The 26006-nt window shown below is 61.6% G+C and carries 22 protein-coding genes, 5 tRNA genes, 1 other RNA gene and 1 pseudogene; 8 read left to right on the forward strand and 21 right to left on the reverse strand.

Translation table 11 applies throughout. The features are described from left to right. Window positions 1–45: 45 nt before the first annotated feature. A complete protein-coding gene (locus KBX19_RS01575) occupies window positions 46–1437 on the reverse strand; it encodes an FtsX-like permease family protein (protein ID WP_255997169.1) in 1392 nt (463 codons plus the stop codon). Next, window positions 1434–2108, reverse strand: coding sequence for an ABC transporter ATP-binding protein (locus tag KBX19_RS01580; protein WP_005287301.1), 675 nt, complete (start codon window positions 2106–2108; stop codon window positions 1434–1436). Before KBX19_RS01580 ends, KBX19_RS01575 begins: the two co-directional genes overlap by 4 nt. Before the next feature lie 83 nt (window positions 2109–2191). Between KBX19_RS01580 and KBX19_RS01585 the strand changes: the two genes are divergently transcribed. Together KBX19_RS01585 and KBX19_RS01590 are read left to right on the forward strand one after the other, a co-directional pair. Next, window positions 2192–2878, forward strand: coding sequence for a sensor histidine kinase (locus KBX19_RS01585; protein ID WP_255997170.1), 687 nt, complete (start codon window positions 2192–2194; stop codon window positions 2876–2878). After that, window positions 2866–3513 (forward strand): response regulator transcription factor, encoded by a 648-nt coding sequence (locus tag KBX19_RS01590; RefSeq protein ID WP_255997171.1) that lies wholly within the window; start codon window positions 2866–2868, stop codon window positions 3511–3513. Before KBX19_RS01585 ends, KBX19_RS01590 begins: the two co-directional genes overlap by 13 nt. Before the next feature lie 7 nt (window positions 3514–3520). Here KBX19_RS01590 and KBX19_RS01595 read toward each other — a convergent pair whose 3' ends face one another. The 3 genes from KBX19_RS01595 to ffs all read right to left on the reverse strand — a co-directional run bounded on the left by KBX19_RS01595 (window position 3521) and on the right by ffs (window position 5523). Continuing rightward, window positions 3521–4042, reverse strand: a complete 522-nt coding sequence (locus KBX19_RS01595; protein WP_255997172.1) for a suppressor of fused domain protein — start codon at window positions 4040–4042, stop codon at window positions 3521–3523. Beyond that, window positions 4042–5313: an aminotransferase class I/II-fold pyridoxal phosphate-dependent enzyme gene (locus KBX19_RS01600; RefSeq protein WP_255997173.1), complete on the reverse strand. Its 1272-nt coding sequence runs from the start codon at window positions 5311–5313 to the stop codon at window positions 4042–4044. Before KBX19_RS01600 ends, KBX19_RS01595 begins: the two co-directional genes overlap by 1 nt. A 113-nt stretch (window positions 5314–5426) precedes the next feature. Beyond that, an RNA gene (gene ffs / locus KBX19_RS01605) (signal recognition particle sRNA small type) lies at window positions 5427–5523 on the reverse strand. Window positions 5524–5676: 153 nt separating this feature from the next. Between ffs and KBX19_RS01610 the strand changes: the two genes are divergently transcribed. After that, window positions 5677–5765 (forward strand) — tRNA-Ser (locus tag KBX19_RS01610). Between the two features lie 24 nt (window positions 5766–5789). On the opposite strand, the gene KBX19_RS01615 is transcribed toward KBX19_RS01610, so the two are convergent. The 6 genes and pseudogenes from KBX19_RS01615 to KBX19_RS01640 all read right to left on the reverse strand — a co-directional run. Next, window positions 5790–6026, reverse strand: coding sequence for a hypothetical protein (locus KBX19_RS01615; protein ID WP_255997174.1), 237 nt, complete (start codon window positions 6024–6026; stop codon window positions 5790–5792). Between the two features lie 369 nt (window positions 6027–6395). Next, on the reverse strand, window positions 6396–7118 hold the full coding sequence (locus tag KBX19_RS01620) for an RraA family protein (RefSeq protein WP_255997175.1): 723 nt from the start codon (window positions 7116–7118) through the stop codon (window positions 6396–6398). Between the two features lie 97 nt (window positions 7119–7215). Then, entirely contained in the window at window positions 7216–10281 is a 3066-nt protein-coding gene (locus KBX19_RS01625; protein WP_255997176.1) for a SpaA isopeptide-forming pilin-related protein, read from the reverse strand. 345 nt (window positions 10282–10626) lie between these two features. Next, a complete protein-coding gene (gene gluQRS / locus KBX19_RS01630; protein WP_255997177.1) occupies window positions 10627–11550 on the reverse strand; it encodes a tRNA glutamyl-Q(34) synthetase GluQRS in 924 nt (307 codons plus the stop codon). Window positions 11551–11764: 214 nt separating this feature from the next. Then, a complete protein-coding gene (locus KBX19_RS01635) occupies window positions 11765–13453 on the reverse strand; it encodes a DUF262 domain-containing protein (protein WP_255997178.1) in 1689 nt (562 codons plus the stop codon). Window positions 13454–13664: 211 nt separating this feature from the next. Continuing rightward, window positions 13665–13781, reverse strand: a pseudogene (locus KBX19_RS01640) (glutamate--tRNA ligase family protein); the annotation flags it as partial. A gap of 7 nt (window positions 13782–13788) precedes the next feature. On the opposite strand from KBX19_RS01640, the gene KBX19_RS01645 reads away from it, so the two are divergent. Then, entirely contained in the window at window positions 13789–14445 is a 657-nt protein-coding gene (locus KBX19_RS01645) for a queuosine precursor transporter (RefSeq protein ID WP_255997179.1), read from the forward strand. A 7-nt stretch (window positions 14446–14452) separates the two neighbouring features. Here KBX19_RS01645 and tgt read toward each other — a convergent pair whose 3' ends face one another. The 6 genes from tgt to KBX19_RS01675 all read right to left on the reverse strand — a co-directional run bounded on the left by tgt (window position 14453) and on the right by KBX19_RS01675 (window position 19624). Continuing rightward, window positions 14453–15706 (reverse strand): tRNA guanosine(34) transglycosylase Tgt, encoded by a 1254-nt coding sequence (gene tgt, locus KBX19_RS01650; RefSeq protein WP_255994729.1) that lies wholly within the window; start codon window positions 15704–15706, stop codon window positions 14453–14455. Beyond that, window positions 15703–18102, reverse strand: coding sequence for an MMPL family transporter (locus KBX19_RS01655; RefSeq protein ID WP_255997180.1), 2400 nt, complete (start codon window positions 18100–18102; stop codon window positions 15703–15705). Before KBX19_RS01655 ends, tgt begins: the two co-directional genes overlap by 4 nt. A gap of 87 nt (window positions 18103–18189) precedes the next feature. Then, window positions 18190–18277: transfer RNA gene (locus KBX19_RS01660), tRNA-Ser, on the reverse strand. Between the two features lie 56 nt (window positions 18278–18333). Further along, entirely contained in the window at window positions 18334–18546 is a 213-nt protein-coding gene (locus KBX19_RS01665) for a CsbD family protein (protein WP_005287340.1), read from the reverse strand. A 93-nt stretch (window positions 18547–18639) separates the two neighbouring features. Then, window positions 18640–19128: a nucleoside deaminase gene (locus KBX19_RS01670; RefSeq protein WP_370686987.1), complete on the reverse strand. Its 489-nt coding sequence runs from the start codon at window positions 19126–19128 to the stop codon at window positions 18640–18642. A 7-nt stretch (window positions 19129–19135) separates the two neighbouring features. Further along, entirely contained in the window at window positions 19136–19624 is a 489-nt protein-coding gene (locus tag KBX19_RS01675) for a tRNA adenosine deaminase-associated protein (protein ID WP_005287348.1), read from the reverse strand. Window positions 19625–19663: 39 nt separating this feature from the next. On the opposite strand from KBX19_RS01675, the gene KBX19_RS01680 reads away from it, so the two are divergent. From KBX19_RS01680 to KBX19_RS01695, 4 genes are all read left to right on the forward strand, one after another. Then, complete coding sequence (locus KBX19_RS01680; protein WP_255994726.1) at window positions 19664–20707, forward strand: prephenate dehydrogenase; 1044 nt, start codon at window positions 19664–19666, stop codon at window positions 20705–20707. A 146-nt stretch (window positions 20708–20853) separates the two neighbouring features. Further along, window positions 20854–22119 carry a glycine betaine/L-proline ABC transporter ATP-binding protein gene (locus KBX19_RS01685; RefSeq protein ID WP_255994725.1) on the forward strand — a complete coding sequence of 422 codons (1266 nt, stop codon included), beginning with the start codon at window positions 20854–20856 and terminating at the stop codon, window positions 22117–22119. After that, the gene (locus KBX19_RS01690) at window positions 22119–23000 is read left to right on the forward strand and encodes a proline/glycine betaine ABC transporter permease (protein ID WP_255994724.1); all 882 of its coding nucleotides are present in this window, start codon (window positions 22119–22121) and stop codon (window positions 22998–23000) included. Before KBX19_RS01685 ends, KBX19_RS01690 begins: the two co-directional genes overlap by 1 nt. 205 nt (window positions 23001–23205) lie before the next feature. Beyond that, window positions 23206–24111, forward strand: a complete 906-nt coding sequence (locus tag KBX19_RS01695; protein WP_005287360.1) for a glycine betaine ABC transporter substrate-binding protein — start codon at window positions 23206–23208, stop codon at window positions 24109–24111. A gap of 97 nt (window positions 24112–24208) precedes the next feature. Here the strand turns inward: KBX19_RS01695 and KBX19_RS01700 are convergent. The 4 genes from KBX19_RS01700 to KBX19_RS01715 all read right to left on the reverse strand — a co-directional run bounded on the left by KBX19_RS01700 (window position 24209) and on the right by KBX19_RS01715 (window position 25959). Continuing rightward, window positions 24209–24284 (reverse strand) — tRNA-Arg (locus tag KBX19_RS01700). Window positions 24285–24344: 60 nt separating this feature from the next. Beyond that, entirely contained in the window at window positions 24345–25709 is a 1365-nt protein-coding gene (gene mgtE / locus KBX19_RS01705; RefSeq protein WP_255997181.1) for a magnesium transporter, read from the reverse strand. 83 nt (window positions 25710–25792) lie between these two features. Continuing rightward, a tRNA-Arg gene (locus KBX19_RS01710) sits at window positions 25793–25868 on the reverse strand. Window position 25869: 1 nt separating this feature from the next. Continuing rightward, a tRNA-Ser gene (locus KBX19_RS01715) sits at window positions 25870–25959 on the reverse strand. Window positions 25960–26006: the final 47 nt, after the last annotated feature.

Raw genomic sequence — 26006 nt, forward strand, 5'->3', positions numbered from 1 at the left:
ACTAACCCTACTATTCGCCCCGGACACTAGGGCCGACCTCGGCCGTTAGTCGTTCAGCCGGCCCGTCTCCGCGAGAACCTTGGTGCGCAGCGGCCCGGTTGCCGCCACTGCCCCGACGCAACCGATGAACGCCAGCAGAATCAACACGGCGAACAGAGCCAGGCGCTTGGCGACGTCCGCGTAGACCACGACGACGATCGACCCCATGAGTGCGCCCATGCAGAACCCCATCACCATCGCGAGAAGCATGGGCACGCCGACTTCGCGCACTGCGGTGCGGGTGTGGAAGCTCGTCGGTGCACCGATGAAATAAAGCGCCTGGGTCAGTTGCTTCTGCTCAACAACGGACAGCGACTGGGTGAGCAGGGTCGAGGCGGCCAGCAACACGGCACCGAAGACCGCCGTGATCGCCAGGCCTGTACTGATATCCGTGGTCATCATCGCAGTGGCCGGATCGACTTCTAACACCGGGACCGATGCGGCCCAGCTGCCGACACCGGCGATGAGAGACACGAAGAACAACGCTGTCACCCGCTTCCACGTGGTGCGCACCCCGCGGCCAACTCTTCTGGTGGCCACGTAGTTCGCGGCACCGGGCATTCCGTAGCTCAGACGCGAGATGAGCTGAATCATCCCTACCGCGATGACCCCGTTGATCACCAGAATGAAGCCGACAATCATAAGCACCATGGCGAATTCGAGCGCATCCGAACCTGGTGTAATAGAGAGCCTGGAGAGCACACGGTAGAGCGCAATAGCCGCAATCACCGACAGGACGAGAACAACGACGCTTTGGCCCTTGGGCGGGACTTTCCGGGCCACGCCGAGCGGGGTGATGGCCACCCGGCGCAGCGCCAGCCAGACGGAACCAGCGGCGAGAACCAGCACCAGTAGCCATACTGCAGGCACGAGCCACCACGTGAACATTTCCCACGTGCCGATGCGCTTTTTCTGCAGGGTCAGCAGCGACCACGCAGGCACCGTGGCTAGGTAGAGTGCCGTGCCGAGCACCAATCCGACGGCCGCCTGCCGCAGCGCGTCGAGGGTCATCATGCCGCGCACCTGGCGCGCAGTTGCGCCGATGAGACGCAGCGCGGCCAACTGTTCTTCCCGCCCGCCCAGGTTCGTGCGCGCGGCCTGGGTGAGCAGGCCTAGCAACGTAGGCAGCAAGAGAATGCCGGCGAACAGGGCGAGAAACACGTAGCTCGAAGAGAACGGCGTTCCAAACTCTTCAGCACCTGCAGCAATCTCCGCGTGGGGGTTGCGGTGCCGCTCAAAGAACATCCATGTGCCGCCGGCAAGGGTCAACAGCATCCACGTGGACAGGGTGAACGCCGCCAGGGACAAAGCCCCTACCCAGCGCTCGCCGCTGTTGCGCTGCGCCCGGGCGTCGCGCGACTGGGACCGTGCAGCTTTCATCAAGGTCGTTGCGCTCATGCCGCCGCCTCCGAGTGGATCAAGCCGTCGCGGATTTCAATCCGCCGGTCGCACCATGCGGCGATGTTCGGGTCGTGGGTGACCAGTACCAACGTCACCCCGGCTTTGCGCGTGATCGCGGTGATCTGCTGCATGACCTCGTGCCCGGTTGCTTGGTCCAGCGCGGCGGTCGGCTCATCGGCGAAGACGACCAGCGGCGGACCGCCGAAAGCGCGGGCGATGGCGACGCGCTGCGCCTGGCCGCCGGAGAGCTGGCCGGGAAAACGGTCCACAAAGTCACCCATGCCCAGCCTGCCGAGAATGTCGGCTGCCGCGGCGTGCGCGTCCTTCTGGGGTGTGCCGCGCAGAATCTGCGGCAGCGCCACATTCTCCTTCGCGGTCAGCTCGGGGAGGAGTTGCCCGTCCTGGAAGATGAAGCCGAAGTGGTCGAGGCGGAGTTCGGAACGCTCGGCGTCGTTAAGCGATGCGATATTGCGCCCGTTGAAGAGGATCTCGCCGGTATCCGGCACAAGCACCCCCGACATGCAGTGCAGCAGGGTCGACTTGCCCGAGCCGGACGGTCCCATGATAGCCACCGACTGGCCGGCCTCGACGGTGAGGCTGATGCCTTCTAGAACCCGTTGTTGGGTGAATGATTTCGTGATGTCGCGTAGTTCAAGCATGCTTTCCATTCCACCTTCGGCTCTGCGCACAGACCATGGTGCGGACTCCCGAATAAGGGTAGTGCCAGCACTACCCCGCTACTGTGTGACACATGTGGCGCAAACAGAACCACGAAACGGCCTCCGCCGCGGCGATCCACCAACTCACGGTGTCACGGCGCAGAATCGCGGAGGCGTACGAAATCGAGCGGCTGCGCATCGAACGCGACCTGCACGACGGGGCGCAGCAGTACTTCGTCGCTGCCGCCATGAAGCTCGGGGAGGCACGGCTTGAGCTGGACTCGCCGCTGCTTGACGACGCCGCACGCGACCTCACCGAAGGCCTGCAAGCACTGCGGCGCACTGTCCACGGAATTCACCCCCGCGAACTGACCGACCGCGGTCTGGTCGCGGCGATCGAAACGGCGGCTGCCCAATACGGCCCGCACGTCACTGTGCGCGCCCCGCATGCCCTTCCGCGTATCGACGCCTCCGTCCTCGCCGCCGCCTACTTCTTCACCGCCGAGGCACTGACCAACGCGGCGAAGTACGCGCCCGGCGCAGCTGTGGACGTGCTGATCACCAGCGACCGCACCCTCAACGTCGCAGTCACCGACAGCGGCGACGGTGGCGCCCATTTCCGCCCTGGCGGCGGGCTGGACGGGATGCGGGAACGGATCGCAGCTTTCGGCGGATCCGTCGAGCTCAACTCGCCGAGCGGCGGACCCACGACCGTCATCGCGCGGATCCCGCTGCTCCTCTTCCGTGGTGAAAGCGGGGTGGCGCAATGCGGATCGTGATCGCGGATGACTCTGCGCTGCTGCGCGAAGGTGTCGCCGGGCTGCTCACCCGGCGCGGGCACGAGGTGGTCGGGCAGGTCAGCGATGCGCCGTCGCTGGCAGGGGTCGTGGATGAGCAGCGCCCTGACCTCGTGATCACAGACGTGCGGATGCCGCCGGACATGCGTGACGACGGCCTGCGCGCCGCCCTCACCCTCCGCGAAACCTTCGGAGCCGTCAACGTGCTGGTGCTGTCGCAGTATGTTGCCGCGACGTACGCCCGCGAGCTCTTCGCCGGCGGTGGCGGTGGAACCGGTTACCTGCTCAAAGACCGTGTGGCCGAGGTCAAGGACTTCGTTGCCGCCTGTGAGACTGTCGCCGCAGGAGGAGTCGTGATCGACCCGGACGTCGCCGGCGCGCTCATGGCCGCGAGCTCGCGGTGGCTGACTACCCTCACCCCACGGGAGCGTGAAGTTCTCGAGCTCATGGCGGAAGGCCTGTCCAACGCGGAGATCGCCGGCAAGCTTTACCTCTCCGGTGCTGCGGTGGCGAAGCATGTCTCGTCGATCTTCGCCAAGCTGGGCTTGCACCCCGACACGGAGAACCGGCGCGTGCGCGCCATTTTGATGTACCTGTCCGAACGCGGCGTGAGCTAGTCGCGAGCTAGTCCCGGCCCCAGTCTGCAAGATCGGTCCGGCGGCGGCGCAGGCGGCGCTCCAGCACGTCGGGGCCCTGCTCGGAGACGATCTCGTACTCATCGTCGGTGAGCAGCACCAGTTCCAGCAGCAGAGTCATCTGCCCCTGTTCCGTGAAAGTCGGCGTCCCCTGGTCAAACAGCTGGGGTTCGCGCAGGAGGCCGTGGTGGACGGTGAGGTCGGGGTCGTCGATAAGCTGCGGCAACAGTTCCCCAGGCTGTGCGGGAATCGCGGCGTCACGTAGCGTGTTCCACGTCCCCGCGAGCGCCATCGCGCGCTGCTCTGCGCTTCCTCCCCCGCACACCAGCTCGCACCGCACGGACGTGACCCCGTCGGCGTCGAGGGTCAGGCCCGTGTCCTCCGCGCTGAAACCCACCGTGGCGGCCAGCGGCATTGTCTGTGCTACCGCGATCGGGAATCCGGCGAGTTCGCGCACCTCAATCGGGCCGACAACATTCGTCAGCCACTCAATCGTCTCTTCAGGTGCCACTAGCGCTCGAGCTTCTCCAAAGCGGCGAGCAGGACGCAGGTGGCCACGCCGTCCATGGCGGTACGGACCTCATCCAGCGGAGGCAACGACGGCGCCAGGCGGATGTGGCGGTCATTGTCGTCCTTGCCGTGCGGGAAAGCGGAACCCGCCTTGGTCAGGCTGATACCGGCTTCCTTGGCCAGCTCCCAGACGCGGGTGGCGGTGCCGTCGACGACGTCGAGGGAGATGAAGTAACCGCCCTCCGGCTCCGTCCAGCGCGCCACGTTGTACTCTCCGAGGCGGTTCTGGAGGATCTCCAGCACGGCCTCGAACTTCGGGGCCAGCGACTGCGCGTGCTTGCGCATCACGTCGCGAACGCCGTCAACATCGCCGAAGAATTTCGCGTGGGCCAACTGGTTGATCTTGTTCGGGCCGATCCCGCGGATCCCTGCGATGGAGGCGTACCAGTCCAGGTTCTCCGTCGACGACGCGAAGAACGCGACACCGGCACCGGCGTGGGTGATCTTGGAGGTCGAGCTCATCACCCAGAAGCGGTTCGGGTTGCCGGCTTCCGCGGCAATGGACAAAACGTCGATGATCGGCGGGAAATCATCTTTGAACGTGTGCACGGCGTACGCGTTGTCCCACACGACGCGGAAGTCCGGCGCGGCCGTCTCCATCGTGGCAAGCTTGCGCGCGACCTCCTCCGAGACAGTCGCACCCGTCGGGTTGGAGTACATCGGCACGACCCACACACCCTTCACGGCAGGGTCTTTAGCCAGCTCAGCGATGGCGTCCGCGTCCGGGCCATCCTCCAGCATCGGCACGTTGACCATCTCGAAGCCGAACTTTTCCGTGATGGCGAAGTGGCGGTCATAGCCGGGCACCGGGCAGATCCACTTCACTGTCTCCTCTTCACGCCACGGACGCTCCGAGTCATTGTTGCCGAAGGTGTAGGACCAAGAAATCAGGTCGAACATGATGTTCAGCGACGACGAATCACCAGCGTACAGGTTCTCCGGGTTGACCCCGATGAGCTCGCCCCAGATCTCGCGGATGTCCGCAATCCCCTTCAGGTTGCCGTAGTTGCGCACGTCCGTGCCCGAGGAGTCCGTGTAGTTCTCGCGCCCCGGCAGCTCCAGCAGTTCGTTGGAAAAGTCGAGCTGCTCCGACGACGGCTTACCGCGGGTCAAGTCCAAGTTCAGGTTGCGCGCTTTGAGCGCCTCGTACTCGCCACGCACCTGCTGCGCGAGCTCGTCGCGGGCTGCCTGATCAAGATCCAGAAGGGACATTGGCGATCACGTCCTTTGCGTTCGGCTAAACGGGAAATGGGTAAGTTTAATTTGCCACGTCCAGCGTACCCGCGATCAGCGGACGGACACCGCCCCCGAGCGTGTACGCGCAAAATAAAGGGACCTCACGCACCTGCCAGAGCTCGCTGACCCTTGCTGCGTTCCCGCCCTGGGGGAGTTCACAAGATAAGCACCGCGTGAGATCCTGCGCACCAGCTTATCGTCTCGGGCAAGGCGATTCAAAAAGCACGCCTACCTGCGCCCAACCCGGTTCCGCCCGGGGATTTTGTACACCGTCCCCAATCGGTTAAAGTGGTTGCTCGACGCTGTTCACCGCCTTGCGGTGAGCAGAGCAACGTCGCTGGAGGATTCGACTAGCGGCCTATGTCACACGCCTGGAACGCGTGCGGGTTTCACGACCCTCGTGGGTTCAAATCCCACATCCTCCGCCACACGAAATTCCCTGTCTGCACTGTTCAGGCCAGGGCATTTTGCTTATCGACGCCCCCGCTGCCCCCAGCTTTAAACTGACAACCTATGTCCATCAGTGCGCAGGCGGCGTTGGCGTGATCGCCGTAGTCATAACGGTGGTTGCCGTCGGGGGCCTTGAGATTGTTGCGGACGCGACGAGCGCCCACTCTGCGATCTTTGTCCTCATAGTGATCTTCATCGCATTCGGATGTGCTCCATTCGTCGGCAATTCTCTTGAGCACTATGTCCCGTGCTCCCTGTGGGATCGCTTGTCCTTGTCCCGTGAAACCTCTCGCCGATGGGGAGTGTCCCTGTTCAATTCTTTCCTGTCATGGGTCGGGTGGAACAAGCTCATCTTCGCTATGCGGGAGGGCAGCACAGCCGGGGAGGGTGGCCGCTTTGACCCACAGCACATGAGATCGGCGGCTGCTGGCCACGGGTGGGGATTTATGCTTCATGCCGCCACCGCAATCTGGGCTGGTGCGACCGGAGGATGGGTGGCCTGCATAGTCCTTCTGCTGACTGGAGTTGTCCTTCACCTCTACCCGGTCCTGCTGCAGATTCACGTATTGACCCGCTTGCGTGAACGCTAGTCCTGCACCCCTAAGGGTTTAGCGCTCCTCATCGACTTCGTCTTCCGTCTCAGGAGTGACAGTGCCCGGGTTCTCCTGGCCGACGTCGCCGCGCTTCTTGGCGGGCACCCATTCCTCGCTAATCTTGCGGAAGAAGTCCTTCTCCTTCTTTTCAGAATCGGCGATGTTGTCGAGGACTTCCTGGATGCGACCGGCGGGGACGACCGTGACACCGTCGTTGTCGGCAATGATGAGGTCACCGCCCTTGACCACCGTGCCGGCGCAGGCCACCGGGTAGCCGACCTCTGCCGGGCCGAAGCGCGTCGGCCCCATCGGTGTCGTGCCGGTGGCGAACACCTGCAGGCCGTACTCTTCCAAGTCATTCACGTCGCGGACCGGACCGTCGACGACGCAGCCGAGGACGCCCGCTTCCACCATCATGCGGCCAATCTGGCCGCCGACGATGGCCGAGCCGTCAGCTCCGCGGGCGTTGATGACGAAGATGTCGCCGGGTTGCGCGTCGTCAAGCGCGCGCCATACGCCGAGGTTGTCGCCCGGGGTGCAGTTGATCGGGAATGCGTTGCCGATGGCGCTGCCTTCGCCGGTAACGCGGTGGATCCGGCCCGCCATGGTGGTCAGGTGGCCGAGGGTGTCACCCACGACAGCGGCCTCGGCGTCGTGGAGCCGGTTCAGGGTGGACAGGTCGTAGCGCTTCCAGGGGTCATTGACACGGACGTTGGACAGATCAGCATCGAAAAGCATGCGCCCCACTGTATGGAGATCTGGCACCGTGGGGCGGGCCCCATAATTGGGGTTCTACCAGGTCACTCGCTCCAAACTCACGGCTTGCGCGAACGCGCTAAACAGGGAGCCGTCTCCTGGCACCCTGAGAGCCATTAATCAGGGACAAACTACCCAAAGCCAGCAACAACAGCCCAAATGCGCTTAGACGATGCACACCAGGACCTCCAGTTTTCGGTAGTTGTGGCTGCTCAACATTGACAACTGTCAGAGCAACACCATCCACGCCACCCGCATCTCGGACCTTTTGAGCTTTCGGATCATCTGGGGGAAGCGCCACCCCGACGCTCGTCGGTTGACTCAATAGCTGGAGTTGGGAGCGACCATCCTGCCCGCGGGTGATCATGAACTCAATCGGTTGCGCAAGTCGAAGGTAGCCTGGGGGCGCTTGCGTCTCTACCAAAAGGTACGGTTTGTCGAACTCCAGGTCGTTGACCGAGTAGCCGCTCGCCGGGTTGGGGACGATGTCTGAAACCTTCGCGCCCAGTCCATCGGCAGCATTCTCGTCCTTTTCATGAAGCGCGAACTTAGCTCCATCGAGCAGCTCCAAGTTGTCGCGTCCGTCATTATCGGCCATCTTGAACAGCGCCAACGAGGTTTTCTCTGCCCCAGCAGAGTTGCTGAACCTACACGTCACGGCCTGCAGGCCGGGGTTTGAAGGAATCGTCAACCTGCTCTCGAGGTCGGATCTGTCAGTCAGGTCCGACAGTGCTTCCGTCGGAACCACTGTTCCGTTCGCGGACCACGTATCGCCTTCAACACATATGAGGGAGGAGGAGTACTGCTCAGTGTGATCCTTGGCCAGCTTCTCGCCCTCTCCATCGCGGAATCCCTCAAAGATCCCGTACGTTTCACCACGTTTGACATAGCTAAAAGCAACCTGGTCCTGCAGCCCGGTCTCAGGCGTTGATGCCGTCGCGGGGGACACCAAATAGGAACGCTTTCCTGTCAATGACTCCCGAAAGGCACCTAGTTCAAATTGGTCATCGGGTTTGACGCGTTCGCCCTTGACCTCTTTTTCGATCCGTAGAATCAATTCATTAAACGGGCCCGAATCATAAATGGAGGTGGCTCCCCACAGGGATTGGTTCGGTTTAAATATTCCGTACGGAGTACTTTCAACCGTCGCTTTTAGTTCATCACCCTCGAGGACGTAGCCACCCTGTCCATCTGGGACAAAGTGAGACCAAACAAGACCGGAGTTGGCAACGCTATCGTGAGTTCCGTCCGTTTGCGTCGAGAGAATGTACTCGCCAAAGCGACCCATGCCATAAGTTGGACGAGGAAGGTTTCCTACGATTTCCCCCTCTCGCTTGCGCCCTTCCCTCGGCTCGCCGGGCACCTCGGCCGCCCAACGGACAATCGGGGAATTAGATCGAGAGTGCCCTGAGTTGGTAGTTCCTGCACCGTACAGGCTTCCATCAGCACCCACAAAGAAGTCACCTGCGGACGTCAAGCCCTTAGGCCACCTCAGGTCCATCTCTACGACGTCTGTCCCAAGGTTGCACACGGATTTCAAAGCCGGATCCTTTACGCAAGAGGGATCGAGCTTCCAAATGGGGCTTTTATTAGCCCCAGGGTTAGTCTCCTTTGGCGTGGCGAAAATCAGATTTCCGTCGTAATCAAAAGTCAAAGCATTCAGCTGACCACCATCTGTAATCAATCCTCCGGCCGCTAATGTTCCTAGATCGAACGAACCTCGACCAACGTGAGCACCCGTGCGAGCGTCATATTGATCAATGAAGAACTCGTTAAAGTTCCCCGACCCACCCACAAACTTGACGGCATAAAGGTACTTACCGTCCCTTGTTACCGCAATGTCACCGTATCCTTCCATGGCGGGAAACTGGCGGCCAATCCTCACGGTGCCCAAATCCGGCGAAATGTCGTACCTAGTGAACTGGGACGCAGTATTCACCCAGTAGGTGTTTTCTGTCGGCGTTCCGGAGAGCCCAGAGTCCGGCTCGACCTCATACTTTCCACGTGTGAGTCTGTAACGAACTGTGAGGGTGTCGCCATCCTTAATCTGCGGCCGTCTATCGGGTATTCGGAAGTGAGTGGAAGACCAAACATCGAAAGGCGCGCCCGCTCCCCTTTCGTCCACTGAGTGCTCGACCAAATTCTTGAGCACCCTTTTTTGCTCCGTCAGCGAATTCTCCGGGTTCGTGTCCTCACTGTCGTTGAGCCACAGATACTCTAACCCCTCGAGCTTGGCCCCCTGCTCGAGAATGAACCAACCGCGAGGGTTGAATCGAAGCTCGTTGAACGGCCCGCCCTGGGGGTCCATGCCGTCGACTTGGAACGTGAAACGAATAGTCGCCACTTTGCCGTCATCTTCTTCTGGCACGATTTCTGTCAGCTGGAAGGTCGGATTTTTGCCGAGGGAGAAGTTGTCCCCACCGCCCTTGTACTCCTGAATCTTCCATATATCCGCTTGCGGATCCCCAAGCGCTGGGTCCTGTTGGCTACGGAAAAGCTGCGGGGAAATGGAAAGCTCGCTGTCGAGTGCCTCATCGGACGTTTCCAGCCGCCAGGACTGCGCGGTGGGGGCGCTGTCTGGTTCTACTTCGACGTCCACTTCAACCACGTTAGAGTCGGTTACGTGAGCTGGACGTTGAAGGCTAATGATCTGCCTATTTTGGTCATCAACTCCCTCTGATACCTCGACTTCATCCGAGTTAAGGCGAGCTTCTTCCACCTTTGCCGGGGCCCCGGGATCTTGGCGGACGAGTCTGATGTACTCATCTTGGCCCATCTCGGTGGAAGACACCTTACCGGTGAGCGTGTACAGAAGATTCCCCGCGGCATTGGATCCCTTGGGGATCGGAATGACATCACCAAAGCGTGCCGAGTTCAACAAATCAATGGTTTGCTCTCCGGCACTCGGCGTTCGGTCGTCGGGCGCATCGCCCCCAGCCGCAGTCCCGCCACCGTTATCACCCATTCCGTCGGCCGGCATATCCAAGGGAGTTTCTCCCACATCGGAAACAGATGCTTCATCCGAGGCCGACTCGGTTGCGGTTTGGGAGACCGCAACCGGCGCAACACTACCAATAAGCAGGGCACCGGCAGCCGAAATTGAGCACAAGAACCCCCGCACACGAGTATGTGAACGTTTGGTCATCTTCCTAGCTCCTTTAGTTTCCGGTGTCTAGCCGTGCCCAAAATAGGCTGGCCCCAGTTTCGAGCGAGCAGTATCGTTCAGACAGGGAAACCTCTTTTGTGATTTCTCCGAGGGTAATAATCGTGGTCGAAGCTAACCCACCCCTTGCAATATGTCAATTACCTGTCATACCCCTCACTACATGCGTAAAGAAGCTTTAAAATTAGACTTAATCCCGGTTAATTGACCACTTTGTGTTCTCTCGGAACGCTCTGGCATTCTTCGGGGATACTTCTCACAATTGCAGCTCGTGCTTCGTAGAAAAGAGGGCAGATAAATTCAAGCGTGCTCGTCTCGGTGCTGTTCTCAGTCGCGCCACACGAACGGCTCGCGCGACAGCGCTTCTGGGCGGAAATTCATTAACAACGAGGCCATGTCCGCACCGGGGCAACCCAGCGACTCGGCGATCGCGGCCACGACATCCACACCATTGGCCACCATCTCACGAAGGGTGACGGCGCCGTCGCGTTTGGCAAGCCTGCGCCCTTCCGCATTCACTACTAATGGAACGTGCACGTATTCCGGCTCGTCGTATCCCAGTTCGTGCGCCAGGTAGGCCTGCGCCGGGGCGGAGGCGAGCAGGTCATCCCCGCGCACCACCTGGTCGACACGCTGGTCGCCGTCGTCCACGACCACCGCGAGGTTATAGGCCCAGTCCCCCGCTTGCGCCTGCTTGAGGTTGCCGCCGCGGCGCAGGATGACATCGTCGACAGGTCCGGTGAACTCGCCGTGATAAAAGTCCCGCACCGTCCACTGCTCCGCCTGGGACTTCAGGCGCAGGGCCGGCAGGCGGTTTTCGGATTGGAGGAGGTCGCGTTTCTTGGCGCGGGTCTCGTCGTCAAGCTCCCGGCACGTACCGGGATACATGCCGGGCTGAATGTGGGGCGCAGACGCTGCTTCGCGGATGTCGCGGCGCGTGCAATAGCACTCGTAGACCAGGCCCTTTTCGGTGAGCCTGTCCAGTGCGGCCTCGTACGCCTCGAAGCGATCCGATTGGTAAATGAGCGGCTCGTCCCACTCGATGCCGACCGCCGCAAGGTCCTCGAGCTGGCGGCGCGCCGATTCAGCCGACGACCGCTCCGAATCAATGTCCTCCACCCGCATGTGGAACCGCCGGCCCGACTGGCGCGCGAACAACCACGCCAGCACCGCCGTGCGCAGGTTTCCAAAGTGCAGATCTCCACTGGGGCTGGGGGCGTACCTGCCAGCGGGGGCGTCGAACGGGGTCATGTGTGCCATGATATTGCGCCCGATGGTTCCTGCCACGGCCTAGATGCCACCAAAAAGAGACTGCTTTAAGCAGCCCCTAATGTATCGCTGCGCCGAGGCGGATAGTCAGGCGCAGCGTGTCCAAACCTCCGACTAGCTCTGCCTAATTCTTCCCGAAGATACGCTTAGTTGGCCGCAAACCTCTTATCCTGCACGCGTGTTTTCGACGAATGAATCAAACAGGCCAGGCTAACGGGGCTAGCTCTTGGAAGAGCTCAGAACGCTCTGCCACCGCATCGTCGCTGAACATGTTCTCATCGGCTAACTTCGAAGTGAGCTCAAACTTGGACTCGGCGTAAAAATCCCTCTTATCTTCGAACGACGAGTTGCCTGCACGGTTGTTAACAGATCTTTCGAGAAGTGCCAGATTAGCGATCGAACGATGCGCATCCTGAAGGACCTGATTCTCTCCGTTTGGCCCCACAACAATTGTCTCATCTTTTGGAACGATGTGATCGACGCTTACCACTTTCGCATCCCATCCCACTGCACCCTCGTTCTGAATGCCCTGTTCAGTACTGTAAGCATTATCGAGCATGGCAAGCAGGTACTTAACACGACTTAGGTTCCCGTCGTCTACCGCCACGACTGCACGCTTGAACTGGTTGTCAGAGGGCAAGAAGTGGCGAGAAACTATCTCCTTTCGAACATCATCAACGCTCTTCAACGAACCATCGGCAATCCCAGCCGCTAAGTCACCGAAGATTCTGTCCGCAGTTCCGCCACCCATGGCGCCCACTATCGTGGCGCGAATGGACCATGCCGTCCCAGCTTTAATCAGAGCGCAAAAGTCTTTCGGGCGCCATTTTCTCATCGCAGCCAAGTACATGGCGTTCGGAACTTCCAGTCTGAACCGGCGATTAGCAATAATCTCGTCCCTAACATCGGTAGCAATCGAACTCCAAAACGGGTCTTCAGGCGAAGATAGAGCTAGGTGAAGATCGAGTGATTTACGCAGGTCGCGAAGGTATACAAGCACCGCCTTAGGGTCTCTCCCGAGCTGGTTTTGCAGCTCTTTATAAAGATCGCGCACTTTCACTGCTCCCCACCTAGAGGTGAAGTCTGCCTTGATAAAGGAAACTAGCTTCTCACCATCGTCGAAACGGCTCGAAATCTCGGTCCAGAGCTCAAGTGCTTCGTTAACGCTCTTGTCACCGGCTGAGCTCAAAAAGAAATTCTTAAGAAGATCAGCTGTGGTGAGATCGGCACCCCTAATATTTAGCGTTTCGAAGATGACGTAGGCTTCACCCAACCCTGTGGCGACGGCAAGCAGAACCTGGGCATCTTCCCGGAGGAATTTACTTAACTGCGTAACAGCTGAGTACCCACCGTTCTGGTCAGCGAAGTGGTCGACCCGCTCCTGAAGGAACCGAAAGGCAGTGAGAATCTTGGATTTTTCCCGTTTTCCAGCGAGCTCTTTTTCCAGCTGCTCCAGGTCTTCGCCCTTGACAATTTGCCCATATATCTCTTGGTCCTTGGTGCCAAGCGTTAACTTCGTGATTTGATCCTCTTCCTCAAGATCAAAGTCGGCGATGTAATCGGTGTAAATTTTCTGCGCAGCCGCATCTTTACCTAGTCTGGCCAGGGTTCTACTGATAGCGTACATGGTGAGGGCCGTTGTTACCATTCGCTGTTGGCCGTCAACGATCGATTTTCGATTCTCCGGGTCTGTAATGTCGGCAAGAACGACGGTTCCTAGAAAGTAAGTGTCACCACGCTCGTATGCAGCGGTAATGTCCTCCCAAAAGTCCCGGACATTCTCATCATCCCATGCGTATTGGCGCTGGAAGTTGGGAACCTTTAGCTTGTTGTCTTGGAGCAGGTGTGCAAGTGTGTCGTGATCGAATTCGGTTGTGCGTGCCATATTCTGTCCTTCCCCGGGGCCAGTATCGGGCGAACTTGTAACTGTGTTTTTAGACATTACCCCGGCTTCGCATCTCTGTCTTAGCGGGAAAACCCAGACGTAGTTCGTGTTGAGCATTAACCATTGTTTACGCGACAAACCGCTCCGCCGACTGCAATTCAAGTACAGTCGGCCATCAAGATATTCCCTAACTCTGGGCTCCGCTGCATCACCGCCGGAACAGCCACGCCAGCACCGCCGTGCGCAAGTTGCCGAAGTGCAAATCACCGCTGGGGCTGGGGGCATACCTGCCAGCGGGAGCGTCGAACGGGCTCATGTGTGCCATCATATTGCGCATGAGCCATCCCGTATCGCGTTCCCCGTACCCCTACCTGCTCGCAGTGTTCTGCGCGGTGTTCCTGATCTCCAACATCACCGCGCAAAAGGGCGTCCAGATCGGCCCGCTGATCACTGACGGCGCGTTCTTCCTCTTCCCCATTTCATACGTGATCGGCGACGTCATCGCCGAGGTGTACGGCTTCAAGACGGCCCGCCGTGCCGTGTTCACCGGCTTCGGTGTGGCTGTGCTGGCGATTCTGTCGTTCTACATCGCAATCTGGCTCCCGGCGGCTGAATTCTACGACATGCAGCACACCTTTGAGGCGGTCCTCGGCCTGCTGCCGCGCATCGTCGTTGCCTCGCTGACCGGTTACGTTGTCGGCCAGCTGCTCAACGCGTGGGTCCTGCAGAAGATGAAGGACCGCTTCGGCACCGACAACCTCTGGGCCCGCCTGATCGGTTCCACCATCGTCGGTGAGTTCGCTGACACGCTGCTGTTCTGCTCCATCGCGGCCGGCGTTATCGGCGTCGACTCCGCTGGCGCGTTCATCAACTACGTCGCCGTCGGTTTCTTCTGGAAGACCATCATGGAGATCGTCCTGCTGCCGATCACCTACCCGACCATCGCTGCCGTGCGCCGGAAGGAAGAAGAAGTCAGCTCGACGACGGCGTAGCAGCCGCTTACCCGCGCCCCGCGTAGTACCGCCCCAAGAATTCGTCGCGGTACTCATAGAACCGGCCCTCGTCGATGGCGGCGCGGATGTTGTCCACCAGGCGCAGCATGAACTCGAGGTTGTGCAGGGTGCACAACGTTCCGGCGAGGAATTCCTTCGCCTTGAGCAGGTGGTGGATGTAGGCGCGGGAATAGTTCTCGGAGACGTAGCCGCCGAACTCCTCGTCAATGCCGGTGAAGTCGCGTTTGAAGCGGGCGGCCATGAGGTTCATTCGCCCGTCGAGGGTGTAGACGCCGCCCCGGCGGCCGAGGCGGGTCGGCGCGACGCAGTCGAAGGTGTCGGCGCCGTTCTCGATGCAGGTGAACAGGTCGTCGGGTTCGGAGATGCCGAGCATGTGGCGGGGTTTGTCCTCGGGAAGCTCGTCGGTGACCCAGCTGGTGATGGTGCCTAGAATCTCCTTTTCCAGCGCGCCGCCGATGCCGAAGCCGCCGAATCCGCGCCGGCCTTCCGCGCGTGCCTCCTCGTCCAAGGCAAGCAGCCCACGTACTGCTTGGCGCCGCAGGTCCTCGTAGTTCGCGCCCTGCACCACTCCCCACAACGACTGCAGAGGCTTGCCCTCGCGCTCCCGCGTGAGCCGATCATGTTCGCGCAAACACCGCTGCGCCCACAGCCGCGTGCGCTCAACAGAGTGCTCTTGGTAAGCGCGCGTATCGACGAGCGTTGTCAGCTCATCGAACGCGAACATGATATCCGCACCGAGCTGGTGCTGGATCTGCATCGACTTCTCCGGGGTGAAACGGTGGGCGGAGCCGTCGATGACGGATTTGAAGTCCACGCCGTCGTCGTCGACACGCGCCATGCGGTCTTTGTTCGCGGCGCGGATGTCGCTCTCGGTCAGGTCGGTGATGTCCATCGCGAGGATCTTTTTGAAGCCGACACCCAGGCTCATCACCTGGAAGCCGCCGGAGTCGGTGAATGTCGGGCCGCGCCAGTTCTCAAACGCCGCCACTCCCCCGGCCTCGTCGACAATGTCGGATCCGGGCTGCAGGTACAGGTGGTATGCGTTGGACAGAATCGCCTGCGCGCCAGCCGCCCGCACCTGCTCCGGGGTGAGCGTTTTCACCGTCGCTTTCGTGGCCACGGGAATGAACGCGGGCGTGCGGATGTCGCCGTGCGGAGTATGGATGACGCCGGTGCGGCCGTTCGCGCCGTCGAGACGCGTGCCCAGGGTGAAGCTCAGATCCACGCTCTGTTCTGTCATGCGTGGACTCCTCGTTCCTCGAACTGCTTCTCCAGTGCTTCACCCTCAACATCCAGGTTGGGCAGGATGCGGTCGAGCCACCCCGGCATCCACCACGTCGCCGTACCCAGGATGAACATGGTGGCGGGGACAAGCGCCATGCGGACGAAGAATGCGTCGAAAAGCACGGCGGCGCCGAGCGCGAAGCCGAAGATCTGGATGAACGGCAGCGGCTGGTCGATGAAGGCGACGAAGACGGCGATCATGATGATCGCGGCGGCCGTGACCACGCGCGCACCGCGCACAAAGCCCTCCACCGTGGACTTTTCGACGGCGGCGAGCGTCGCCTGTGAATCGCCGCGCGCGCCGTGCGAACGCGCCCCGGTGTACTCCTCCCTCATGCGTGTGACCAGGAAGACTTGGTAGTCCATCGCCAGGCCGAACGTGACGCCGATGAGGAGGATGGGCAGGAAGGACAGGATCGGACCCGGCGTGTTCACCAGCCCAAACAGGCCGTACTGGAAGAACGCGACCGTGACGCCGAACGCCGCGCCGACGGAGAGCAGGAAGCCCAGCCCCGCGACCAACGGCACCATGAGGGACCGGAACACCAGCACGAGCAGGATCACCGCCAGACCCACGACAATGCCCAGGTAGAGCGGCATCGCGTCGGCGAGCTCTTCGGTGATGTCCATCTGCACGGCGGTGAACCCGGTCAGGCCGATGTCAGCGCCGGTGGCGTCGGTGATCTCGCGGTCGACCTCGCGCAGCGCGTGCGCGGTATCCACGGTGTAGGGATTATCCGGGCCGGTGGTGGGCGTCGCCAAGATCTGCGCGGCGGTCATGTCCTCGTTGACCGCGATGAGCTGCGCGTGGGTGATGCCGTTGACGGATCCAGCGCGCTCCATCGCGTAGAGGAAGGTCGACAGCTGCGCCTTATTCTCCTCCTCATCCGGCAGCACGTTGACGTAAGGCTGCAGTGCCTGGGCGTCGGCGTTCACGTCGTGAGCGTCGACGATCAACAGGAAGGGCGCATTGACGCCCTCACCGAAGCCCTCCGCCATGAGGTCGGCGGATTTACGCTGCGTGGTGTCCAGGTTGGAGTTGGAGTCCGACGGCAGCGACATCTCCATCCCGAGCACCGGCACCGCGAGCGTGCCCAGCACGAGCACGACGCTGGCCATGACCAGAGCAGGTGCGCGCTTGATCGCGTTCACCCACGACCTGCCCAGGGACCTTTCCTGCAGGTTCTTGCCGGGCCGGTCGCCGGGGCCGGGGTTGCCGGCCACACCGGGAATCTTCGCGGCGAACATCTTGTCGCCCAGCGCGCCCATGAGTGCGGGCAGCAGCGTGATAGCCACGAGCACGGCGATCGCAACAGTGACGGCGGCGGCAATGCCCATCCAGGACAGGAACTCGATCTGCGCCAGCACCAGGGCAATGAGTGCTGTGAACACTGTCGTGCCGGCGAAGACGACTGATGACCCGGCTGTGCCCACCGCCAAACCCGCAGCTTCCGGGCCGGGTAGTCGACTGCGCTCGGTCTTGTAACGCGACAGGATGAACAGCGCGTAATCAATACCGACAGCCAGGCCGATCATGATGGCCATCGTCGGCGTGACCTCGTTCAGATCGACCCAGTGCGTGGTCATGAGGATGAGGAACACGCCGAGCCCCACGCCCAGCACCGCGGTGATCACCGGCATGCCTGCCGCGATGAGCGAACCGAACGTGACAATCATGACCACGAAGGCGATCGCAATGCCGACGATTTCCGAGGTGGCCTTGATCTCGATCGGGTCGCCGTAGCCCGGCCCGCCTGCCTCCACCTGGAGGCCCTTGTCGCGGGCGAGCTCCATTGCCTCCGCGACGACTTCGCGTTCTTCGGCGCTCACCTGCATCGACGTTTCGGCGCCGAATTCGAAGGTGGTGTAGCCGATGCGGCCGTCGTCGGACAGCAAGCGCACATTGTGGGCGTCGGCCTTGGCGCGCTCCTCCGGCATGCCCATGTCCGTCATCATGGACACGATCTGTTCGGTTTGGGCCTTGTTGACCGTGACCGGGTTGCCGAAGCGGTCTGTGCCGGTGAGCCCGTCGAGGTTGTCCTCGATGTAGGCGATGGTCTCGTCAATCGCCGCCATGTTGTGGGCGGCGTCCAAGCGCTGACCCTCCTGCGCGGCGAAAACGAGGTTGACCGACGGGGCTTGGACCGGATCGCTCTGGTCAGGAAAGTTCTCGTTCAGCGAGTACAGCGCGTCAATCGACGGCGTGCCCGAGATTTCGAAGTCGCTCGTCAGCGGCTTCATTAGCGTCAACGCCCCAACAAGACCAGCGGCAAACAACAGCAGCCACGCGACGATGACCTTCCATTTGTTCAGGAAGGACCATTTGCCGAGCCGGTAAAGAAACGTCGCCACATGTACCTTTCAAAAAAGTTCGGAGCCTGGGTGCGATTCAGCCTGTTGTCGACTGAATATTACCCAAACTCCGAACTTCAAAATTTTTGGCGGTAGCGGCGGGATTTGAACCCGCGGAGGTTTTACCCTCACTCGCTTTCGAGGCGAGTACCTTCGGCCGCTCGGACACGCTACCGCAGAACAGACTAACGGCAACGTGACCGGCGAACCAAATTCGCCTTAAGGGGCTACTTAAGCCTCGTCGCGCTTGTCCTGGACCTTGCCAGCGACCTCGTTGAACTTGTCCTTAGCAGCGTCACCAGCGTCGGACAGCTTCTCCTTGATGTCGCCGCCGAGCTGGTCAGCCTTGCCCTCGTTCTTCAGCTGGTCGTTGTCGGTAGCGTTGCCGAAAGCTTCCTTAGCGTCGCCCTTGAGCTGGTCTGCCTTGCCTTCAAAATCAGCCATGATCTTCTCCTTTATCTAAGTGAGTTTCGCTTACGTCGCCCATGGTAGAGAAAGTCGGCTGTGGCGTGGGTAACGATTTCGTTTCAATCGCCTTCAAGCTCGCCCATCGGCCGTGTGACCACGGACTTCACGCGCAAAGAAGTCCCGCATCAGTGAGGCGGTTTCAGTCTCCAGCACGCCTCCGCGCACTTCGACGGTGTGGAGATGAGGCGGGTCACGCAAGACGTCGATAAGCGATCCGACAGCTCCCGTCTTCGGCTCGTACGCGCCGAAGACCAGCGATTGCACGCGCGCGCCCAGGATTGCGCCGGCACACATCGTGCACGGTTCCAACGTGACCACGAGCTCGCAGCCATCCAATCGCCAGGTTCCCAGTGCCTGCGCCGCCTTTCGCGTGACGACGACCTCCGCGTGCCCCACCGGATCCCGATCCGTTTCACGCCGGTTCGTCCCGGTGGCAATCTCTTCACCGTCCGGGCCGTAGAGGACAGCACCGACGGGAATGTCGCCGATGGGTGTGGTCCGGGCGACTTCGATGGCGCGGCGCATCCGCTCCTCGGCCTGTGCCTGTCGCAGGCTCACCGCGGGATCACCGCCTAATCACGCGGTCCAGTTCGTCGGCAAAGCCGAGTTCGTCCGCAATGGAGTCGATGATGGTGGAGGGGTCGGCGGAGGTGTCGTCGATAAGCACTGCGAGCACCTGCTCGGAGAGACCAACGTCTTCCAGAATGGCGAAGTCGCCGTCCGCCCACCCGTCGACATTGTCCAGCTCATCCGGATCGATGTCCGGGATGTCGATGCCTGCCTGGTCGAGGATCTCCGCAGCGAAATCATCGTCCACGCCCATCGTCGCGTCCGAAATGAGCACGCGCACGTCACTCGGGCCGGGGCGCACAATGACGAGGTACTCCTCCTCGACGTTCAGCAATGCGAAAGCAGCGCCCTCGCTACGCAGGTTGCGGACCGCCTTCACAGCGGTGGACAGGTGCTCGAAGTCATCGTCGAACCCTGCGACAACCCACTCGCCACCACGCATGGCCACGGTCACCGCGTAGCCATCCTCAAACTCTGCACCCATGCCTAGTCAGACTACCCGCGTTGTGGAACACTTGTCAGGGTGAACGGCCACAATCTGAGCAAGCGCGAACTCCCCCCTACCTGCGTGATCGGGCTAGGGCTCATCGGGGGATCCATCATGCGAGATCTGGCCGCCGCCGGCGTAGATGTCTACGGCTACAACCACTCCCGCTCCGGCGCACGCGCCGCCTCCCGCGAGGGTTTCGACGTCCACGATGACCTTTCCAGCGTGCTGTCCCGCGCCGCCTCCGACAACGCCTTGATCATTGTCGCCGTGCCGATGCATGCCGTGGAAGATGTGCTCGACGGCATCGCCCTGTACGCCCCGAACTGCGGGGTGACAGATGTGGTGAGCGTGAAGAAGTCCGTTTACGATCTGATCCGCGAGCGTGGCATGCAGCTGCGCTACGTTGGCGGGCACCCCATGTCCGGCACCGAAGATTCCGGCTGGGGCGCCTCACGCGAAGGCTTGTTCACCCGCGCGGCCTGGGCCGTCACCTACGACTACGCCGTCGAGTGCGACAACGCAGGTCGCCGAGTGCCGGCGGACTGGATCGAGCTGTTTGCCGACGTCTGCGAGCTCGCCCGCATCTGCGGCGCGGAAGCCGTGCCGGTGTCTGTGGCTGCCCACGACGAAGCTGTCGCACGGGTCTCCCACCTGCCCCACGTGCTCGCCGAGGCGCTGGCCATCGTCGGTGACCGTGGCGGCACCCTCGCCCAGTCGCTGGCGGCTGGGTCCTTCCGCGGAGCGACCCGCGTCGCCGGTACCGAGCCCGGACTCGTGCGCGCGATGTGCGAGACCAACGCCGATGCCGTGGTGAAAACTATCGACGAGATCTTGGTCCTCCTGCAGGATGCCCGCGACTCCCTCGCCGACCCGGACCGCCCCTCCATCGAGCAGCTCGCCGGTGCCGGCTACCGCGCCGCCACCCGGATGGGCGCACGCAAGGGCGCCCGCGCCGAATCCGTGTCCCCGGTGAAAATCTCCTCCCGCCCCGTCATGCGCATCCAGCTTGGTGCGCACGGCTGGGTCAAAGCACTGCGGCAAACCGAGTCGCTCGGCGGGCGCATCGACGTCTTCTAGTCCACGCGTGCCCTCGTCTATGCCCCTGTTTCATCGTGCGGCATGTCGTGATCTCCACTCTCTGAGCTCGATACTGGGTGAAGTATGTGGAAAGATGAAATCCCTGAAGAACCTGAATTTTCAGTGTAATTTTTCTGGAGGCATGCATGACAACGATTTCAGCTCGGGGACTCTATAAAGTCTTCGGCAAAGATCCGCAGAACGCGATCGCCGCCCTTGAAAACGGCGTGAGCCGCGAAGAACTAATGAAAAAGGGCAGCACAGCCGCCGTCATCGACGCCTCTTTCGATGTGGAGCCGGGCGAGATTTTCGTCATCATGGGCCTGTCCGGCTGCGGCAAGTCCACGCTCATCCGCATGGTCAACGGACTCTTGCCCGCCTCCGGCGGCACCCTAGAGATCGACGGCACCCCGTTGACGGAGATGTCCGAATCCCAGCTGCGCGACCTCCGCCGCGACAAGATCTCCATGGTCTTCCAGCATTTCGCGCTGCTCCCCCACCGCACCGTGCTGCAGAACGCAGCCTACGGCCTAGAAATCAAGGGCGTGCCGAAGGCCGAGCGCGACGAGAAGGCGCACGAGGCGCTGCGCATGGTCGACCTCGACGGATGGGCCGACTACATGCCGGGCGAACTCTCCGGCGGCATGCAGCAGCGCGTCGGCCTCGCCCGCGCGCTCGCTGCGGACACCGATGTCCTGCTCATGGACGAGGCATTCTCCGCGCTCGACCCGCTGATCCGCAAAGACATGCAGGACCAGCTCATCGAGCTGCAGGGCAAGCTGAACAAGACCATTTTGTTCATCACCCACGACCTCAACGAAGCAATGCGCATCGGCGACCGCATCGCGATGATGCGGTCCGGCCGCATCGAGCAGATCGGCACCGCCGAAGAAATCCTCCAGAACCCGGCGAATAACTTCGTCGCCGACTTCGTCAAAGACGTCGACCGTGCGCGCGTGCTCACCGCCGACAACATCGCCGAGCAGCCGAAGGAGACCCTCGGCGCAGCCCACGGCCCGCTCGCCGCGCAGAAACTCCTGCGCGAGACGCAGAACCCGTGGCTCGTCGTTCTCAACCGCGACCGCACGCCCGCCGGCATCGTGTGGGAAGACGCTGTCGCGCGCGCCGTGCGCAACAGCGAGAACGCGCTTCCGCTTAACGACGGCCCGGCAACTCACACCGTCCACAAAGACACCCCCCTTCACGAGCTGTTCCAGCTCGCCGCGGACTCCCCGACCCCGATCGTGGTCACGGACAACGACGGCAAATTCTGCGGTGTCGTCCCACGCGTGACGCTACTGTCCGCCGCATCCACTGAGAGCAGCGATCCCGCCGCGGCGGCCGCCGCCGACGATGCCGATGCCCGCGCTGCAACCACTGCACACACCACGACCAACGAGGTGAACGAGTAATGGACCAGACTTTGATTCCCCGCATCAACGTCGGCGACTGGGTCAACGACGGCATCGACTGGCTCACAGACAACGCCACAGTGCTTTTCGACGCCTTCAGTGCCGTCATGACATTCCTCGTCGAGGGCTTTTCCAACGCACTGTTGTCCATCCCGGTCTTCATTCTGCTGGCCATCCTGGTGCTCATCGCCTGGTTCGTCCGCTCCTGGCGCTTGGCCCTCGGCGCTTTGATCGGCTTCCTGCTGGTGATGGGCATGCGGCAGTGGGAGACCATGCTGCAGACAATGTCGCTGGTGCTCGTGTCCACCCTGACCGCGGTAATCATGGCGATCCCGCTGGGCATCTGGGCGGCGAAGTCGGAGACGGTGAGCAAGATCGTCCGCCCGATCATGGACTTCATGCAGACCATGCCGGCATTCGTCTATCTGATTCCGGCCGTGACCTTCTTCTCCATCGGTGTCGTGCCGGGCGTGTTCTCCACCATCATCTTCGCGCTGCCCCCGGGCGTGCGCATGACGGAGCTGGGCATCCGCCAGGTGGACGAGGAGACCGTCGAGGCCGGCCGTTCCTACGGCGCGACCCCGTGGCAGATTCTGCGCGGCATCCAGCTGCCGCTGGCAGTGCCGACGATCATGGCCGGAATCAACCAGGTCATCATGCTCTCGCTTTCCATGGCCGTCATCGCCGGCATGGTCGGCGCCGACGGTCTGGGCAAAGAAGTCACCGCCGCGATCTCCACGCTGGATGTCGCCCAGGGTGTCGAAGCAGGTCTGGCCGTGGTCATCCTGGCGGTCTACCTCGACCGTCTCACCGCCGCACTGGGCGATTTGAATGCATATAAGTCGTCTCTTTTGACCCAGATCCGGAATCGAAAAAACTAGCGCACTCCGCCCTACCTGTAATTTTCCTTGGCTGAAGATTGGATCATTCTCTATAATTGGTGGAATAACCCCACATCTGCTGGAGAAATGCGCGCGCCGCTTCACCGCTGAATCACTCGGGGTGAGGCGGCGCCGCCTTTTCTGGCGGGGACGGGGGAGGCACGGAGATTTTGTCTTACACAGTCGAAGAAGGGACTTACTTTCAATGACCATCCGTAAAACGCTAGCTACGCTGTCTGCCGCCACGCTCATCTTCGGGCTGACGGCATGCTCCGACTCTGGCGACACCGCTTCGAGCGAAGGGGGCGACGGAGACAAGGGCACCATCACCCTGGGCTACCTGCCGTCCTGGACCGACGGCCTGTCCACCGCTTACCTGCTGGAGAACAAGCTCGAGGCCGCCGGCTACACCGTCGAGCACGAGACCCTCACCGACGCCGCCGTCCTCTACGCCGGCCTGGCCAAGGGCGATATCGACCTGTACCCGTCCGCATGGCCGGAGAAGACCCACGCGCAGTACATGGACAAGTACTCCGACGACATCGAGGACTTGGGCGCCTACTACGACAATGCACTGCTGACCTGGGCTGTGCCGGAGTACATGGAGGACATCAACTCCATTGAGGACCTGAAGGGCAAGGCGGACGACTTCGGCGGCAAGGTCGTCGGCATCGAGCCTGGCGCCGGCCTGACCAAGGCATCCGAGGAGGCCATCACCGAGTACGGCCTGGATGCCGACGGATACTCCTTGTCCACCTCTTCCACCCCAGCTATGCTCTCCGAGCTGCAGACCGCGGTGGACGGCGAGAAGGACATCGTCGTCACCCTGTGGCGCCCGTTCTGGGCCAACTCCAAGTTCCCGGTCAAGGACCTGGAGGACCCGAAGGGCGCACTCGGTGAGCCGGAGTCCCTGCACTGGCTCGCACGCGGCGGCTTCGCCGAGGACAACCCCGAGGTGGCCAAGTGGCTCGAGGACCTGAAGCTCTCCGACGACGAGTACGGCTCCCTCGAGGACACCGTGGTCAACGAGTACGGCGAAGGCAAGGAGCCTGAAGCGATCGAGGCATGGCTGGGCGAGAACCCCGACATTGTCAAGGATCTCGAGAGCTAGTCTTTTGAGTTCCTAGCAGCTCCGCGCTCGCTGCAGCGCAGGGGTAGGCAAAAGCGAAGAGCCCTACCTGAAACACCAGGTAGGGCCCTCATTTTATTGGTGCGCCCGGAGGGATTCGAACCCCCAACCTTCTGATCCGTAGTCAGATGCTCTATCCGTTGAGCTACGGGCGCGTGCTTTTTGCAACGAGATGTAACGGTACACCACGGTGAACAGCAGGCAAAATCAGCAGGTCACAGGCCCAGGACCGAGGTAGCGATGAGGAAGTAGATGATCAGACCCGTCGCATCGCAGAATGTGGAGATGAACGGGTTGGAAAACACCGCCGGATCCGCCCCGACGGTCTTCGCCACGATCGGCATGGCGCCGCCCACCGTCGCCGACATTGTGCAGATGGCCAACAAGGTCGACCCGATGATGATGCCGATGTCCAAGTCGTAGACCAACGAGGCCAGCACGAAACCGATCGAGCCGAGAACGGCCCCCAGCATGAACCCGACGCGGATTTCACGCCACATGACTTTGAGGATGTCGGACTTGTGGACGTCGCCAAGCGCAAGGGCGCGCGTCACGGTCGTCGCCGCCTGGTTACCGGTGTTTCCGCCGGTGCCGGTGAGCAGCGGGATGAACAGGGACAGCACCACGGCCTGCTCGAGCTTCCCCTCGAACACGTCCAGGACCTGCACGGTGAGAATCGCCGAGATCGCCAGCACCAGCAGCCACACGATGCGCGAACGCATCAGGGTGAACACGGGCGTGGACAGGTACGGCCGCTTCAGCGCTTCCGAACCACCCTGGCGGGCGCTGTCCTCGGTGTCCTCGGACTCGACCACGGCCTGAGCTTCGTCGAAGGTGAAAATGCCCACGAGGCGGTTGTTGTTGTCCACCACCGGGATGGCCAGCAGCGCCAGCGGGAGGAACCAGCGGGCGGTGTCTTCTGCATCATCCTCCGCCTGCGCCCACGGCGAATCCTGCACTAGGTCAGACACAAGGTCATTGGCATCCGCGAGGAACAAGTCGCGCATCTTCACAATGCCCACCAGCTGCCGGTCTTCATCCATCACCGGGATGGTGTAGATGGTCTCCAGCTCCTCGGCCTCTTCGCGCAGCAGGCTCGCGACCTCTTGCGCGGTCATGTCCCCGTAGATCTCCGGAATCTCCGGGGACATCACACGGCCGACCGAGCCCTTTTCGTAGCCGAGGACCACATTCGTGTTCTCTTGGTCCTGCTCGTTGAGCTCTTTGAGGAGGCGGTCGGCCACCGGGGCGGGAAGCTCGTCGAGAAGCATGACGCGGTCTTCCGCACCCATCTCCTCGAAGAATGCGGCGACTTCATCGTCGCCAAGCGCGCGCACCATGTCGGCCTGGTGGTTGGGGTCGAGCGCGTCGAAGACAGCGCCGGCGCGCTCGGGCGACAGCAGGCGGAACAGCACGGCACCGCGCTTGACGGGCGAGCGTTCAATCAGCCAGATGATGTCGTTGAGCTGGGCCTCTTCTAATAGGCCGGAGATCTTTTCGGCGTGGTCGCCGTCGATGTCGTGCGAGTCGATCATGCGCTCGAGCTCAAGCAGGGCATCGTGCTGCTCAACGGTGGCCATGCTGGTCCTTTCACCTCGGGATATTCCGAAGCTTGAGGGTAGCGGAATATCCCAGCCAGCGAAGTCCGAGTAGGAGCTAAAAATGGTGCGCCCGGAGGGATTCGAACCCCCAACCTTCTGATCCGTAGTCAGATGCTCTATCCGTTGAGCTACGGGCGCGTGGCGGAGATGACAGGATTTGAACCTGCGGACCTCGTGAAAGGTCAACTCCTTAGCAGGGAGCCCCAATCGGCCACTCTGGCACATCTCCAACGGCCTTCAGCAGGCCTGGACTTACATTACCCACATTCGTGCGGT

Origin of the sequence: Corynebacterium sp. CCUG 71335 (assembly GCF_024454075.1) — a bacterium.
GTDB lineage: Bacteria > Actinomycetota > Actinomycetes > Mycobacteriales > Mycobacteriaceae > Corynebacterium > Corynebacterium genitalium.

What these genes read in the sequence shown, in the direction of transcription:
- KBX19_RS01620 (WP_255997175.1), bottom strand. Translation starts at nt 7,118, where the DNA reads ATGCTTTTCGATGCTGATCTGTCCAACGTCCGTGTCAATGACCCCTGG.
- KBX19_RS01685 (WP_255994725.1), top strand. Translation starts at nt 20,854, where the DNA reads ATGACAACGATTTCAGCTCGGGGACTCTATAAAGTCTTCGGCAAAGAT.
- KBX19_RS01590 (WP_255997171.1), top strand. Translation starts at nt 2,866, where the DNA reads ATGCGGATCGTGATCGCGGATGACTCTGCGCTGCTGCGCGAAGGTGTC.
- KBX19_RS01600 (WP_255997173.1), bottom strand. Translation starts at nt 5,313, where the DNA reads ATGTCCCTTCTGGATCTTGATCAGGCAGCCCGCGACGAGCTCGCGCAG.
- KBX19_RS01635 (WP_255997178.1), bottom strand. Translation starts at nt 13,453, where the DNA reads ATGGCACGCACAACCGAATTCGATCACGACACACTTGCACACCTGCTC.
- mgtE (WP_255997181.1), bottom strand. Translation starts at nt 25,709, where the DNA reads ATGGCCACCGTTGAGCAGCACGATGCCCTGCTTGAGCTCGAGCGCATG.
- KBX19_RS01585 (WP_255997170.1), top strand. Translation starts at nt 2,192, where the DNA reads ATGTGGCGCAAACAGAACCACGAAACGGCCTCCGCCGCGGCGATCCAC.
- KBX19_RS01625 (WP_255997176.1), bottom strand. Translation starts at nt 10,281, where the DNA reads ATGACCAAACGTTCACATACTCGTGTGCGGGGGTTCTTGTGCTCAATT.
- tgt (WP_255994729.1), bottom strand. Translation starts at nt 15,706, where the DNA reads ATGACAGAACAGAGCGTGGATCTGAGCTTCACCCTGGGCACGCGTCTC.
- KBX19_RS01665 (WP_005287340.1), bottom strand. Translation starts at nt 18,546, where the DNA reads ATGGCTGATTTTGAAGGCAAGGCAGACCAGCTCAAGGGCGACGCTAAG.
- KBX19_RS01690 (WP_255994724.1), top strand. Translation starts at nt 22,119, where the DNA reads ATGGACCAGACTTTGATTCCCCGCATCAACGTCGGCGACTGGGTCAAC.
- KBX19_RS01675 (WP_005287348.1), bottom strand. Translation starts at nt 19,624, where the DNA reads ATGGGTGCAGAGTTTGAGGATGGCTACGCGGTGACCGTGGCCATGCGT.
- KBX19_RS01695 (WP_005287360.1), top strand. Translation starts at nt 23,206, where the DNA reads ATGACCATCCGTAAAACGCTAGCTACGCTGTCTGCCGCCACGCTCATC.
- KBX19_RS01645 (WP_255997179.1), top strand. Translation starts at nt 13,789, where the DNA reads ATGAGCCATCCCGTATCGCGTTCCCCGTACCCCTACCTGCTCGCAGTG.
- KBX19_RS01580 (WP_005287301.1), bottom strand. Translation starts at nt 2,108, where the DNA reads ATGGAAAGCATGCTTGAACTACGCGACATCACGAAATCATTCACCCAA.
- gluQRS (WP_255997177.1), bottom strand. Translation starts at nt 11,550, where the DNA reads ATGACCCCGTTCGACGCCCCCGCTGGCAGGTACGCCCCCAGCCCCAGT.
- KBX19_RS01575 (WP_255997169.1), bottom strand. Translation starts at nt 1,437, where the DNA reads ATGAGCGCAACGACCTTGATGAAAGCTGCACGGTCCCAGTCGCGCGAC.